Origin of the sequence: Tahibacter sp. (genome assembly GCF_032229445.1) — a bacterium.
GTDB lineage: Bacteria > Pseudomonadota > Gammaproteobacteria > Xanthomonadales > Rhodanobacteraceae > Tahibacter.
Map to the genome: position 1 here is coordinate 25310 of NZ_JAVTWC010000038.1, position 13810 is coordinate 39119.

11 protein-coding genes are annotated in these 13810 nt (G+C 66.7%); 4 read left to right on the forward strand and 7 right to left on the reverse strand.

Features of this window, described 5'->3' with window-relative positions; all coding sequences use genetic code 11:
• Nucleotides 1-54 precede the first annotated feature (54 nt).
• The 5 genes from ribB to glyA form a co-directional block, all read right to left on the reverse strand.
• Nucleotides 55-1149 carry a 3,4-dihydroxy-2-butanone-4-phosphate synthase gene (gene ribB / locus RUU78_RS08055; RefSeq protein ID WP_313915519.1) on the reverse strand — a complete coding sequence of 365 codons (1095 nt, stop codon included), beginning with the start codon at nt 1147-1149 and terminating at the stop codon, nt 55-57.
• Nucleotides 1150-1279: 130 nt separating this feature from the next.
• Complete coding sequence (locus RUU78_RS08060; RefSeq protein ID WP_313915400.1) at nt 1280-1885, reverse strand: riboflavin synthase; 606 nt, start codon at nt 1883-1885, stop codon at nt 1280-1282.
• 27 nt (nt 1886-1912) lie between these two features.
• Nucleotides 1913-2980 carry a bifunctional diaminohydroxyphosphoribosylaminopyrimidine deaminase/5-amino-6-(5-phosphoribosylamino)uracil reductase RibD gene (gene ribD, locus RUU78_RS08065; RefSeq protein WP_313915402.1) on the reverse strand — a complete coding sequence of 356 codons (1068 nt, stop codon included), beginning with the start codon at nt 2978-2980 and terminating at the stop codon, nt 1913-1915.
• Nucleotides 2981-3039: 59 nt separating this feature from the next.
• Complete coding sequence (gene nrdR, locus RUU78_RS08070) at nt 3040-3561, reverse strand: transcriptional regulator NrdR (protein WP_313915404.1); 522 nt, start codon at nt 3559-3561, stop codon at nt 3040-3042.
• Nucleotides 3562-3743: 182 nt separating this feature from the next.
• Entirely contained in the window at nt 3744-4997 is a 1254-nt protein-coding gene (gene glyA / locus RUU78_RS08075) for a serine hydroxymethyltransferase (protein ID WP_313915406.1), read from the reverse strand.
• A gap of 120 nt (nt 4998-5117) precedes the next feature.
• Here glyA and RUU78_RS08080 point away from each other — a divergent pair, with 120 nt between their 5' ends.
• The 4 genes from RUU78_RS08080 to RUU78_RS08095 all read left to right on the forward strand — a co-directional run bounded on the left by RUU78_RS08080 (nt 5118) and on the right by RUU78_RS08095 (nt 11010).
• Nucleotides 5118-7307: a tetratricopeptide repeat protein gene (locus RUU78_RS08080; protein ID WP_313915408.1), complete on the forward strand. Its 2190-nt coding sequence runs from the start codon at nt 5118-5120 to the stop codon at nt 7305-7307.
• On the forward strand, nt 7279-8289 hold the full coding sequence (locus RUU78_RS08085; RefSeq protein WP_313915410.1) for a glycosyltransferase: 1011 nt from the start codon (nt 7279-7281) through the stop codon (nt 8287-8289). The genes RUU78_RS08080 and RUU78_RS08085 overlap by 29 nt, the downstream gene beginning before the upstream one ends.
• 221 nt (nt 8290-8510) lie before the next feature.
• Entirely contained in the window at nt 8511-10172 is a 1662-nt protein-coding gene (ettA, locus tag RUU78_RS08090; protein ID WP_313915412.1) for an energy-dependent translational throttle protein EttA, read from the forward strand.
• 169 nt (nt 10173-10341) lie between these two features.
• Complete coding sequence (locus tag RUU78_RS08095) at nt 10342-11010, forward strand: glycosyltransferase family 2 protein (RefSeq protein WP_313915416.1); 669 nt, start codon at nt 10342-10344, stop codon at nt 11008-11010.
• 10 nt (nt 11011-11020) lie between these two features.
• On the opposite strand, the gene RUU78_RS08100 is transcribed toward RUU78_RS08095, so the two are convergent.
• Both RUU78_RS08100 and RUU78_RS08105 read right to left on the reverse strand, forming a co-directional pair.
• The gene (locus RUU78_RS08100; protein WP_313915418.1) at nt 11021-11920 is read right to left on the reverse strand and encodes a glycosyltransferase family 2 protein; all 900 of its coding nucleotides are present in this window, start codon (nt 11918-11920) and stop codon (nt 11021-11023) included.
• A 13-nt stretch (nt 11921-11933) separates the two neighbouring features.
• Nucleotides 11934-13799, reverse strand: a complete 1866-nt coding sequence (locus tag RUU78_RS08105; RefSeq protein WP_313915419.1) for a hypothetical protein — start codon at nt 13797-13799, stop codon at nt 11934-11936.
• Between the last annotated feature and the right edge of the window lie 11 nt (nt 13800-13810).

Consider the following 13810-nt stretch of genomic DNA (forward strand, 5'->3'; position numbering starts at 1 on the left):
ACGTGCATTCTACCTGAGCCGGCCCCATGCCGCCGGGGCGGCAGCGGGGCCCGCTCAGCCCGGCTCGTGGCCCACGACTTCGAGCCCGAAACCGGCCAGACCCACGAGTCGCCGCGCAGTGCCGAGCACGCGCAGGCGGCGGATGCCCAGATCACCGAGGATCTGCGCGCCAAGGCCATGGCGGCGCCACTCCTGCACTACCTCGGCCTTGCCGGTGGCGCGCACGCGCCGGTCGAGACGATCCAGCAGAGCCTGGTCCTCGCCCGGTTCGGACAGCACCAGCACGACCCCGCGTTCCTCAGCAGCGATGCGGCGCAGCGCCGCGGTCACGGTAAGGCCGAGGTCGGCGCGCACCAGATGCAGCACGTCCGACAGCGTGTTGCGCACGTGAACACGGGTCAATACCGGCTCTCCGTCGTCGACCACGCCGCGCACGAGCGCGAAATTAAGCGCTTTGTTCACAATATCGCGATAGGCAACGAGGCGGAACGCGCCGAACTCGGTGTCCACCGCCTCGTCGTGGACGCGCTCGATGGTCTTCTCGGTTTCGAGGCGATAGCGGATCAGATCGGCGATCGTGCCGATGCGCAGGCCGTGCTTGTGTGCGAACGCTTCGAGCTCCGGACGACGCGCCATGCTGCCGTCGTCGTGCAGCACTTCGACCAGCACGCCAGCCGGTTCGAGCCCCGCGAGCGCGGCGAGATCGCTGGCCGCTTCGGTATGGCCGGCGCGCGTGAGCACGCCGCCGGGCTGCGCGGTCAGCGGAAAGATATGGCCCGGTTGCGACAGATCCTGCGCACGCGCGTCGGCGCGCACTGCGGTGCGCACGGTATGTGCGCGGTCATAGGCCGAGATGCCGGTCGTGACGCCTTCGGCCGCTTCGATCGAGACGGTGAAGTTGGTCTGGTAGGGCGAGGTGTTGTCGAGCACCATGGGCTTGAGGCCAAGCTGGCGGCAGCGTGCCTGGGTCAGCGACAGGCAGACCAGACCTCGCGCTTCGCGCACCATGAAGTTGATGTCTTCGGGCCGCACTTTCTCGGCGGCCATGATCACGTCGCCCTCGTTCTCGCGGTCCTCATCGTCGAGGATGACGACCATGCGGCCGGCGCGGATGTCGTCGATGATGTCGGGAATGGTATCGAACATGATTTAGTGGAGAGCAGATAGGAGTGAGAAATGAGAAGAAGAGGGTTCGCAGGCAAGCTATGAAGAGGATCGGATGAGCGGGTAGTGCAGTCGGAGCGACACGAATGTCGCGCACCTTGCTTTCACTCGTTTCTCACGTCTCTTCACTCTCCCTGTACTGAAGCCGTTCGGTGTAGCGCGCCATGAGGTCGACCTCGATGTTGACGCGCGAACCGACGTCGCAGTCGCCGAACATCGTCTGCTGCATCGTATGCGGGATCAGGTTGACGCCGAAGCGCCGGCCGTCTACTTCGTTGACGGTCAGGCTCACGCCGTTCACGGCCACCGAGCCCTTCGCGGCGATATAGCGCGCGAGCGTCGCCGGCACCGAGAATACCCAGCGCAGCGAACGCGCCTGCGGCAGCATGGATACCACTTCGCCGACCCCGTCGACATGGCCCGACACGAGATGGCCGCCGAGGCGGTCGGCCAGGCGCAGGGCTTTTTCGAGATTGACACGCGCGCCGGAGGCAAGCGTGCCCAGTGTGGTGCAGTCCAATGTTTCCACTGACACGTCGGCGCTGAAGCGGCCCGCCTGCAGCGCGGTCGCAGTCAGGCAGACCCCGTTCACGGCAATGCTGTCGCCGGGCTTGACGTCGCCCAGATCCAGCTCGCCTGCGTCGACCGTGATGCGCATATCGCCGCCGATCGGGTCGAGCGCGGCAATCCGGCCCACGGCCTGGATGATCCCTGTAAACATGTTTATTTGTACCTCAATGGCAGAGACTCATGCCGCGGCCGGACGCAGCAGCAGACGCTGGTCGTCACCGAGCTGACGCTGGTCGAGCACACGCAGTGGCCAGCGTCCGGCCATGTCGGACAATAAGGGCAGCGCCAGCAAGGGAAAGCCTGAATCCCCGAGCAGCACAGGCGCGACGTACAGCAGCAGCTCGTCGACGAAGCCGGTCGCGAACAACGCCCCGCCGAGCGTCGGTCCGGCTTCGACCTGCAGCTCGTTGATGCCGCGGCGTCCGAGTTCGACCAGCACCGCTTGGAGATCGAGACGGCTTTCGCGCAGCGGCAGGGCCCGGTATTCGACACCGTCGCGCGGCGCCGGCGACGGCCGGTCGTCGCCGTGCACGATCAGCGTCGGTGCGGAACCATCGAGTAAATGACACCCCGGCGCGAGCGCGTCGAGCCGCGCATCGAGCACCACGCGCAGCGGCGCGACGACGGCAGTGTCGTGGTCCAGGCGCACCGTAAGGCGCGGATCGTCCACACGTGCCGTGCCGGCACCGGTCAGAATGGCGCAGCTGCGCGCGCGCCAGCGCTGCACGTCGGCACGCGCGGCGGGGCCGGTGATCCATTGCGACACACCGTTGTGCAGGGCCGTGCGGCCGTCGAGGCTTTGCGCGAGCTTCAGCCGCAGCCAGGGCCGGCCGCGCTCGATGCGGCTGAAGAAACCGCGATTGATGTCACGCGCGGCATCGCGCATGAGGCCGCAGTCGACGGCGATGCCAGCGTCACGCAGACGCGCGAGGCCGTTGCCGGCGACCTGGGGGAACGGATCCTCGCACGCAACGACGACGCGCGCGACGCCAGCCGCGACCAGCGCGTCCGCGCACGGCGGCGTGCGGCCGTGATGGGCGCAGGGCTCGAGCGTGACGTAGGCGGTTGCGCCGCGCGCGCGGTCGGCGGCCTCGCGCACGGCGAACACTTCGGCGTGCGGACCACCGGCACGCTGGTGCCAGCCGCTGCCGACGACGCTGCCGTCGCGCACGAGCACGCAGCCGACGCGTGGATTAGGCCTGGTGGTGGTGGTGCCGCGCTCGGCCAGGCGCAGGGCCTGGGCCATGAAGGCATGATCGGCCGCGGTAAAGCACATTGCGGATGGTGTTCGGGCGGGGGCGCGGCTCACGATTTCTTGCGCGTGGCGGGCGCCTCGACGCCGAGCAGTGGCAGCTGCAGCCCCTCGATGCGCGGCAGGTCGCGCTCCAGCCGCTCGATTTCCTCGCGGAAGGCCTGGACGTCCTCGAAGCGCCGGTAAACCGAGGCAAAACGCACGTACGCCACCGAATCGATGCGCCGCAGCTCTTCCATGACCCATTCGCCGATGCGCCGCGATGCGATCTCGCGTTCGTTCACCTGGCGCAGATTGCGCAGGATGTTGCGCACCACGTCGTCGACCGCGTCGCTGGATACCGGCCGCTTCTGCAGCGAACGTTCCACGCCGATGCGCAGCTTGTTCTCGTCGAAAGCTTCGCGACGGCCGTCGCTCTTGACGATGGCCGGAAGCTTGATTTCAGCGGTTTCGAAGGTGTTGAAGCGCTCGCCACAGGCCGGGCACTCGCGCCGACGCCGTACCGTCGCGCCGTCTTCCGCCAGGCGCGAATCGATCACGCGGGTGTCTTCATGCTGGCAGAAGGGACAGTGCATGCGCGGGATCGTAAGGCGTATGGAGCGAAACGGGAAAGCTCTCGGGACCGCGGGCTAACGTCGCTGGTGCGCTACCGTCGATCGCGGTGACATTTTCGCGGCGAGGACAATGGGGACTTATGCCCTCGCCCAACCCGCTCCATCAGGCGCTGCGCGCCTGATGGAGCGTGCCTGAGGGGGCCTCAGCCGTAGACCGGCAGGCGCTTGCACTGCGCGGTGACGGCGTCGCGTACGCGCGCCAGCACGGCTTCGTCGGTCGGCGCATCGAGCACGTCGCAGATCCAGTTGGCGAGGTCGGTGCATTCCTTCTCGTCATAGCCGCGCGTGGTCACGGCCGGCGTGCCGATGCGCAGGCCCGAGGTTACGAACGGCGAGCGCGGATCGTTTGGCACCGCGTTCTTGTTGACCGTGATGTGCGCCTTGCCGAGCGCGGCCTCGGCGTCCTTACCTGTGACGTCGCGGCCGATCAGGTCGATCAGCATGAGGTGGTTTTCCGTACCGCCCGAGACGATGCGGTAGCCCCGCGCCATGAGCGTCGCGGCCATCGCCTTGGCGTTCCTGACCACTTGCTGCTGGTAGGTCGTGAATTCCGGTTCGAGCGCTTCTTTGAAGGCGACGGCCTTGGCCGCGATGACGTGCATCAGCGGACCGCCCTGCGTGCCCGGGAACACCATCGACTGCAGCTTCTTTTCAATCACTTCGTTGGCGCGCGCCAGGATGATGCCGCCACGCGGGCCGCGCAAGGTCTTGTGCGTGGTCGAGGTGACGATATCGGCGTGCGGCAGCGGGTTCGGGTAGACGCCGGCGGCGACGAGACCGGCTACATGTGCCATGTCGACGAAGAAATACGCGCCGACCGACTTTGCGATCTGCGCCATGCGCTCCCAGTCGACGATCTGCGAGTAAGCGCTGAAACCGCCGACGAGCATGCGCGGCTTGTGTTCGTCGGCCAGGCGCTGGACTTCGTCGTAATCGATCAGGCCGGTGACCGGGTCGATGCCGTACTGCACGGCATTGAAGATCTTGCCGCTGAAATTGACTTTGGCGCCGTGGGTCAGGTGGCCGCCGTGGGCCAGGCTCATGCCGAGGATGGTGTCGCCTGGGCTCAGCAGGGCGAGATAGACCGCGGCATTGGCCTGCGAGCCCGAATGCGGCTGCACGTTGGCATAGTCCGCTCCAAACAGCTGCTTGACGCGATCGATAGCGAGTTTTTCCGCAATGTCCACATATTCGCATCCGCCGTAGTAACGCTTGCCCGGATAGCCTTCGGCATACTTGTTCGTCAGCACGGTGCCCTGGGCTTCGAGCACGCGCGGACTGGCGTAGTTTTCCGAGGCAATGAGCTCGACATGGTCTTCCTGGCGCTGACGTTCGGCCTCGATGGCCTGGGCCAGGGTGTCGTCATAGCCGGCAATGCGCAGGTCCTTGGCAAACATGGGAGAATCGCCTTCTGGGCTGGGAATCCGCCGATGTTAGCGGTTTCAGGCCCATCGTCCCACTGAATAAGCCTGGCTTGCGGCAGCCCGCAAGGGTCCTGGCGGCAGCCGGAGTTCTGCGTGTCCGATCAACTAGCTGCGCCAATCCAGGCAGCGCTGGCCCGCGGTGACGCGGCCGCTGCCGAAGCCCTGTGTAGGCGTGCGCTGGCAGGGCACCCGAACGACGCAAACCTGCATTTCCAGCTAGGCAGGGCGCTTCGCGCCCGCGGTGATCGTGCCTCCAGTGAGACGGCGCTGCGTCGCGCCGTTGCGCTCGATGCGCGGCTGGCGGGCGCGTGGCACGAACTGGCCGTGCTCGGGCTCGAAACCGGCCGCATCGACGCCGCCGACGAGGCCTCGGCACAGGTGCGCGCGCTCATGCCCGACGCGTTGAACGGCGCTTTCCTGCGCGGGCATGTGCTGGGATTGCTGCAGCGCTTCGACGAAGCGGAGCGCGAATTCGCCGCTCTGCGGCCTGTCACCGGCGTGCCCGCGGCACGGCTGGGTCTGGTACACGATGCGCTGGCGCGGGGCGTGCCCACCGCAGCGCGCTATCACGCCGAACGCCTGGTCGAGTGGCAGCCGGATCTGCCCGCCGCCTGGGATGCGCTGGGCCAGGCCGCCGCAGCGCTGCAAGACTGGCCGGCCAGCACGGCCGCGCTGCGTCGCGCCAGCGAACTGGCGCCGGACGATCTGCCGATCTGGCAGCGACGCGACGCCGCCCTCGATGCGGCGCGGCAGGGTGGCGACGAACTCGTCGGTGTACGCGAGCGCCTGCTGCGGTTGCAGCCGGATTCAGCGGTCGCGCTGGAACAGCTCGGCCTCGCCCAGATCGGCGCACACCACACCGCCGCGGCCGTGAACACCTTCCGGCAGGCGGCACAGCGCTGGCCGCAACGCCTGCTGCCGCGCTGGGTACGGTTTCATACGCCGTCGCTGCCCTGCTTCGAATCCGAAGCGCAACGCGCGCAGTGGCTGCAGGATTTCGATCAGGGTCTGGCGGAATTTGAAACCGCGGCGATCGACGCCGAGTCCGCCCAGCGCATCCTCGGCAGCGTGCCGAGCTTCGCCCTGGCCTACCAGGACGGCGCCCACGTCGAGCGCCACCGGCGCCACGCCCGGGTCGTGCGCCGCCTGCTCGACACGGCGACGGGAAACGCGTTCGGCGACATCGCGCCACGACCGCTGCGCAGCGGCCGGCGGCGCATTGGCCTGGTCTCGAGCTGCCTGCACCAGCATTCGGTCACGCGCGCCTGGGGCGAGGCGCTACTGGCGCTGCCCACGGACGAGTTCGATCTCTATGTGTTTCACACCAGCGCCCGCGACGACGCGATGGTTCAGCGCTTCCGCGCGCACGCCGCACGCTACGTCGGCGGCGCGCACAGCTTCGCCGTGTGGACACAGCGGCTGCGTGAGGCGGAACTCGACGTGCTGATCTTTCTCGACCTCGGACTGGACGTGGTCAACCAGTGCCTGGCCGCGCTGCGTCACGCGCCGGTCCAGGTGTCGACCTGGGCGCATCCGGTCACCAGCGGCGCCGCGACGATCGACTGGTTCTTGTCCGCGCAAGCCTCGGAGCCCGCCGAAGGGGCCACCCACTACAGCGAATTGCTGCACCGGCTGCCGCGTCTCGGAGGCTGTTTCCTCGAGCCGCCGCAACCGCCGCTGCCGCGGCGCGCGCCCGACGGCGACACGCGCCTGGTCTGCGCACAAAATCTCTACAAGTTGCTTCCGCGGCACGATGCGCTGTTCGGGCAGATACTGGCGCGCGCGCCGGATGCGACACTGGATTTCCTGACCGCCGCGACACCCGAACAGGCCGCCGGTTTCGAAAAGCGCCTCGCGCCGGTCCTGCGCGAATTCGCGGTCGATCCGGCGCGCGTGCGCGTCCACAGGACGCTGTCCGTGGACGCCTATCGCCGTTGCGTTGCAGATGCCGACCTGCTTCTGGACACCCTGGGCTTCTCCGGCGGCATCACGACTCTCGACGCGCTGTGGCAGGAACGCGCCTGGCTGACCTTGCCCGGCCAATGCATGCGAGGACGGCAGAGCAGCGCCATGCTGCAGCAACTCGGCCTGGACACGCTGATCGCCCGCTCCGAAGCCGACTATGCCGAACGCGCCGTGGCGCTCGCCGACTCGCCTGGGCAACTGCGCGCGCTGGCGCATGAAATCGCCGGCCGCAAGCACGTATTGTTCGGCGACCGGGAAGTCTGTGCTGCGTTCATTGATTTTTTGCACAATGTACGATCGACGACATTATCGGACTGACTCGCCACTGCACGATTCGGCCAAGGCACTGCAGCGGCTGCGACAGGCGGTCGTCGATGGTCACGCCGGCAATTGGCAGCGCAGCGCCGGCAACCTGCGTGACGCCTGGCGCGCCGATCCGGCGCTGCATCAGGCCGGCCAGGGACTGCTCGAATGCGCCGCGCACCTGGTCGCAGCGGGCCACTATGCTCCGCCACAGCCGGCGGATGAGATAGCCCAAGGCTTCATCTCCGTCGTCGTCTGCAGCATCGATCCTGCGCGCCTGGCCCGACTGCGGAACGATCTCGAGCGCGAACTCACTGGCGAAGCCTGGGAACTCGTGCATATCGACGACGCGAAGTCATTGTGCGAGGGCTATGCGCGCGGGCTTGCGCGTTCGCACGGCGAACTCATCGTGCTGTGCCATGACGACATCGGCATCCTGAGCCACCGCTTCGCACGGCGGCTGCGTGAGCGGCTTGCACAGCACGACCTCATCGGTGCAGCGGGCAGCGACCGCCTGACCGGGCCGACCTGGTTCTGGTCCGGGCCGCCGCATACGTATTCCTGGGTCTGCCAGCCCCACCCTTCAGGCTGGCTGCTCGGCCTTCTCGGCTGCGCCGGCCCGGTCATCGACAACGCGCAGGCGCTGGATGGCCTGTTCCTCGCCGGGCGTCGGGACGCACTACAGCAGCTGGGCTTCGACGACGTTGCGTTTGACGGCTTCCACTTCTACGACCTGGATCTGAGCTGGCGCGCGCACCGTGCCGGCCTGCGTTGCGCGATCGCGCTGGACCTGCTGCTGTGGCATGCGTCAGGTGGTGGCTTCCAGGCGAGCTGGCGTTGCTATGCCGAACGCTTCCAGCAAAAATTTCCGGAACTCGCGCCCGTGCAACCGGCCGCGCCGTTCCGGCCGGGCACCCTGCTCTGCGCGAACGCCGACATGATCGAGCCGATCTATGAATGGATTGCGCACTGGCTGCGCGAGGGCTCGCCCGTCTAGCGACCGGCCTGCCCGGTTCCGGTTGACGTTACGTCGCGGAAGCGGTGCTTGTACGCCGATGCGTCCGGGTACGCCGTCGAGTTCGGGCATGTCTGCACAGCGGGAGCGCCCCAATCGGGCAATCGACGGCCGGATGGTGAGACGAAGGCTGCGGCGCGCTGGCCGCAGACCCGTGCTATGAACGATAATCGCCGACTTTTCTGCCTTCCGGAACCGCGTCCATGCAGTACGTGTACACCATGATCGGGGTCAGCAAGATCGTTCCCCCGAAGCGCGAGATCATCAAGGATATCTCGCTGTCGTTTTATCCCGGCGCCAAGATCGGCCTGCTCGGCGTGAATGGTTCCGGCAAATCCACCGTGTTGCGCATCATGGCCGGCGTCGACAAGGATTTCCTCGGCGAGGCGCGGCCGCAGCCTGACCTCAAGGTCGGCTATCTGCCGCAGGAACCGGACCTCGACCCGAACAAGACCGTGCGCGAGTGCGTCGAAGAGGGCGTCTCCGACATCCTGCACGCACAGCAGCGCCTCGACGAGGTCTATGCGGCCTACGGCGAGGAAGGAGCCGATTTCGACAAGCTCGCCGCCGAGCAGCAGCGCCTCGAGAACATCCTCGCGGTCACCGACGCGCACACCCTGGAACGCCAGCTCGAAGTGGCCGCCGACGCGCTGCGCCTGGCCGAGTGGGACGCCAAGATCGGCAATCTTTCCGGCGGCGAGAAGCGCCGCGTCGCCCTGTGTCGCCTGCTGCTGTCCAAGCCCGACATGCTGCTGCTGGACGAACCCACCAACCATCTCGACGCCGAGTCGGTGGAATGGCTGGAGCAGTTCCTGGCCGATTTTCCCGGCACCGTCGTCGCCGTCACGCATGACCGCTACTTCCTTGACAACGCGGCCGAGTGGATTCTTGAACTCGATCGCGGCCGCGGCATTCCGTGGAAGGGTAACTACACGTCCTGGCTGGAACAGAAGGACGAGCGACTCAAGCAGGAAGCGCAGCAGGAAAAGTCGCGCCAGAAGGCGATCCAGCGCGAACTCGAATGGGTGCGCCAGAATGCCAAGGGCCGCCAGTCCAAGGGCAAGGCGCGCCTGAATCGCTTCGAGGAACTGAACTCGGTCGAATACCAGTCGCGCAACGAAACCAACGAGATCTACATTCCGCCCGGCGAGCGGCTCGGCGACATGGTCATTGAGTTCAAGCACGTCTCCAAGGCCTTCGGCGACCGCCTGCTCATCGACGACCTGTCCTTCCGCGTTCCGCCGGGCGCGATCGTCGGCATCATCGGTCCGAACGGCGCCGGCAAGTCGACCTTCTTCAAGCTGCTGATCGGCGCGGAGAAACCCGACAAGGGCGAGATCGCGATCGGCCAGACCGTGCAGTTGGCCTATGTCGACCAGTCGCGCGATTCGCTCAGCGGCACCAACAATGTATGGCAGGAAGTGTCCGGCGGCTCGGACATGATCACGGTCGGCAAGTACCAGACGCCGTCGCGTGCCTATATCGGCCGCTTCAACTTCAAAGGCCAGGACCAGCAGAAGATCGTCGGCCAGCTGTCCGGCGGTGAACGCGGCCGCCTGCACCTGGCCAAGACGCTGATGCAGGGCGGCAACGTGCTGCTGCTCGACGAGCCTTCCAACGACCTCGACGTGGAAACCCTGCGCGCGCTCGAAGAGGCGCTGCTGGAATTCCCGGGCTGCGCCATGGTCATCTCGCATGACCGCTGGTTCCTCGACCGCATCGCGACGCATATCCTCGCGTTCGAAGGCGATTCGCACGTCGAGTATTTCACCGGCAACTACCGCGAGTACGAGGAAGACAAGAAGCGTCGTCTCGGCGACGAGGCGGCCCGGCCGCATCGCGTGAGATACAAGAAGCTGGTCTGAATCCGACGCCAGGGAAACTCTGAACGAGTCCTGGTATTGCCGCTGTTGTGCTTCAGCACCAGATCTCCACAACCCCGCCAGATGCCTGCTGCGCAGGCATTTGGCCGGTCCGGCCCGTTGGGCGTCGTCGGGCCGGCATCGCGCCCATCGCGACCAAGGATTGCGCCCCATGAGAAAACCGCGCTACAGCATCGTGGTTCCGCACTACGACGGCAGTGTCAGCGATGCCCTGTTCCTTCGCGGCATGCGTTGCTTGGCCGAGCAGACGTTCGCCGATTTCGAGATCCTGCTGTATCACGATGGTCCGCTCTCGCGACCGCTTCCGGATCTGTCCGCCTTCGGATTCGGCGACCGCCTGCGTCTGCAGGTGACGGAGCAGCGCTACGACGACTGGGGACACTCCCTGCGCGATCGCGGCATTGCCGAAGCACGCGGCGAGTTCATCGTGCACTTCAACCCGGACAACGTGCTGTACCCGAACGCGCTCGAGGTCGTGGAACACTGGAGTCGCGTGCCGGTGAAGCCGGGGCCGAACCCGCAGATGACAGAGAACCCGGACATCCTGATCTTCGGCATCCTCATGCGCGGCATGAGCTACAGCGGGCGCGGCGCCCTGTACCGCAACACGGCCTGGACCGACAGCGTGCTGATCTACACCGGCATTCCGGCCACACCGGGGCTGATCGACTGCCTGCAGCTGGTCGCGAAGACGTCGATCTGGCGCGAGATCGGCGGCTGGTATGACCGCTCGCTGACCTCCGACGGCGAGATCTATTCAAAGCTCGTGCAGGAACGCGGCGCGCGCTACGTGCCGGGAATCCTCGGCGAGCACTGGTGAGTTCCGCGCGTTAGCGGCGCGCGCGACGCCATTTGCGCCAAAACAGCAAAGGCAATAAAGCAACAAAGCGCATCCACAGCCCGAGCCAGACCAGACCACGCAGTGCGGGGTTGCGTGCAGCCGGGTCGAAGCGGCAGAACCAGCGCCACATGCCGCGATGCTTGTGCCAGGCGACGAATACGGGCCGGTGCCGGCTGGAACCACCCTTGCCATGCACCACCGCGATCGAGCCCGCGTAGTGGACCGCGTAGCCGGCATCGCGCAGGCGCCGGCACAGGTCCAGGTCTTCGCAATGCAGGAAATATCCTTCGTCGAAGCCGTCGACGGCGTCAAATACAGCGTGCGGTAGCAACATCAGCGCACCGGAAACGACCTCGGCCGCTCGATCCTCGCCCCGCTCGGCCACATCCAGGGTTTCGTCCACACCCTGCCACACACGCCGGTGCGAAGCGAAGCGCGCGAGACCGCTCAGGCTCAGCAGGCTGCGGCGCAGGGTCGGGTCGCGCCGGATCGAGGCGGGTTCGTCGCTGCCGTCGGGATGGCGGATGCGCGCGCCAAGCACGCCGAGCCTGGGGACCGTCGCCGCACGAGCGCGCAGACGCGCGACTGTGTCGGACTCGAGCAGGCAGTCGGGATTGAGGATCAGCAGGAAATCGCCGCGGGCCATCGGCGCCACGCGATTCACCCCGGCACCAAAACCGAGATTTGCCCCGTTGTGGAAAATGCGCACACGTGAGTCGTCAGCAAATTCTGCCGCGACCGCGGTGACGCTGCCGTCGCTGCTCGCGTTGTCGCTGACGAGCAGCTCAACCGCAGCGCTACTGGCGAGTGCGCGGCGTGCAGCGTCCAGCAGTCCGGCGCCGCTGTCGGCGGCGACGACGATGATACTGGTCAGCGCCGGCAACCGCATGCGACCGCCGTCGTCAGACGCCGGCCAAAAGCTTGTCGCCGGACTCGCGCGCATGTTCCCACAGCTGCGGCCAGGCGTCGTAGCTGTCGGCGAGTTCGCCCAGTTCCTGGCGCAGGGCCTGGGCGCAGGCGGCCGGATCGTATTCGTCGCTCCAGTCGCCCAGGCGCGGAGGTGCTTTGGCGATCAGCGCCCGACCGTTGGCATCGATGATGCTGCGCACGTCGGCCTGCCAGTACACCGGCGCGTCGGTGGCGCCCTCGAATGTCTGCTGCAGGCGCTCGATCGCATCGGCGCGCACGTAGTTGAGGTATTCGCGCAGATGGGTGATACGTGCGGCCTGATTCGCGCCCGCGAGGTCGCGGAAGATGTTGGCCAGCAGGCCAAGACGCTGAGACGGATCGCTGGCCAGGAAATTTCCGAACTGGCGCTGGATATAGTCGGTCGCGAAGTGGTTCACACGCGGCGTGCTCGCCTGCAGGGAGCGCGGCGAACGGCGCCGGATCTGTTCCTGCAGGTGTCCGACCGCGACCGGCAGCTCAAGCACCAGCGCGTCCGGATGACAGAAATGTGCCGCCGCGGAGAACAGCGCGTCCTCGCCACGACCCAGCGCATTCGTGCAGGGCAGCAGTTGGCTGTTGTCGAAAGAGAATGGCGTGAACCAGGAAATCGACCCCAGGCGCGCGCGCTGCGTGCCCTGCCAGATGAAGTGCGCCTCGATGTTGCTGAGATAGCCATCGCGGTCGGCACACAGGTCTGCACGGCCGGCCGCGTCGAGGTGGTAGATCCATGCGGCGCTTTCCGAGCGCGCGCTTCCGTAAGTGCCTTGCTGGGTTGCGAGCACGCGCGTGGCGCTGTTGAGGTGCGCGAGCCGCGCCAGGTTCAGGCCGCGCAGCGACTCGCGATTGAGACCGTATTCGCTACGGCCGATCAGCTCGCCGAGGCCGATGCCGCAGACGTCGAGATGGAGGTTGAACGGGTCGTCGCCGAGCTCATCGCCGGCAGCCAGTGCCTCTTCCATGTTGCGGTAGAAGCGCGCAAACGGCAGCTGGGTCGGATTGAGATCCAGACCGTCGCGCGCAAGTTCGTGCCGGCGAAGCGGCAGGCACTGGTCGTCGTCGAACATGACGAAGCGGTCGCCGGCCGACAGCAGCAGAGCCAGATTCCAGCTGCGCCCGCCGCCGAAGCGAGTCGCTCCGGTCTGCGGCAGCAGCATTTGCTGAAGCGCCGCCTGGCGATTCGGAACAGCCTTGCCGAGACGTTCGACGAGACGCTGGCGCTCGGCCGGTCCGACATAGGTGACTTTGCATCCCAGGGTTCGGGCGAACTCGCGCAACAGGTCACGATGCCGATCGATATTGGCGGCAAGCACCGAGTCGTCGAGCACGACGTAGTGGCGGCCGGCACGGTGGCGGCGCTCGTATTCGCTGATCGAGGCCAGCAGGCGCTCGAGCTGGGCCGGGCGGTCGCAAGCGCGCACGAAGATCGCGCGCAATGGCGCTCGAACCGGCGTCGCACCGGATGCCAGGCGCTCGGTGAAACGGGTATCGGAGATCAGCAGGTCGCGCTCGATCAGGCTCTGCAGCACGCGGGTGACGGCCTCGCGCTGCTGCTCCAGGCCAGGGACCGTGCTCTGGATGCGCGCCACGTGTTCGTCCAGCGTGCGGAATTCGCGGCACTGATCGAGCGCCTGCAACACCTGAAAGGTCATTACATGGGCGTCGCCCGTGCGTTTGACCTGGAACACGCACTCGCTGTTGGACAGCGATGCCACGAGCGCATCCTCGGACGCGAACAGCGGGGCGTTCGGGTCGGGACGCACAGGCGCGGCAGGTGCCGGCGTGGCGTCGAAGGTGTATTGGTATTGCAGGTTGTTGCTCATGTAACCCTGTT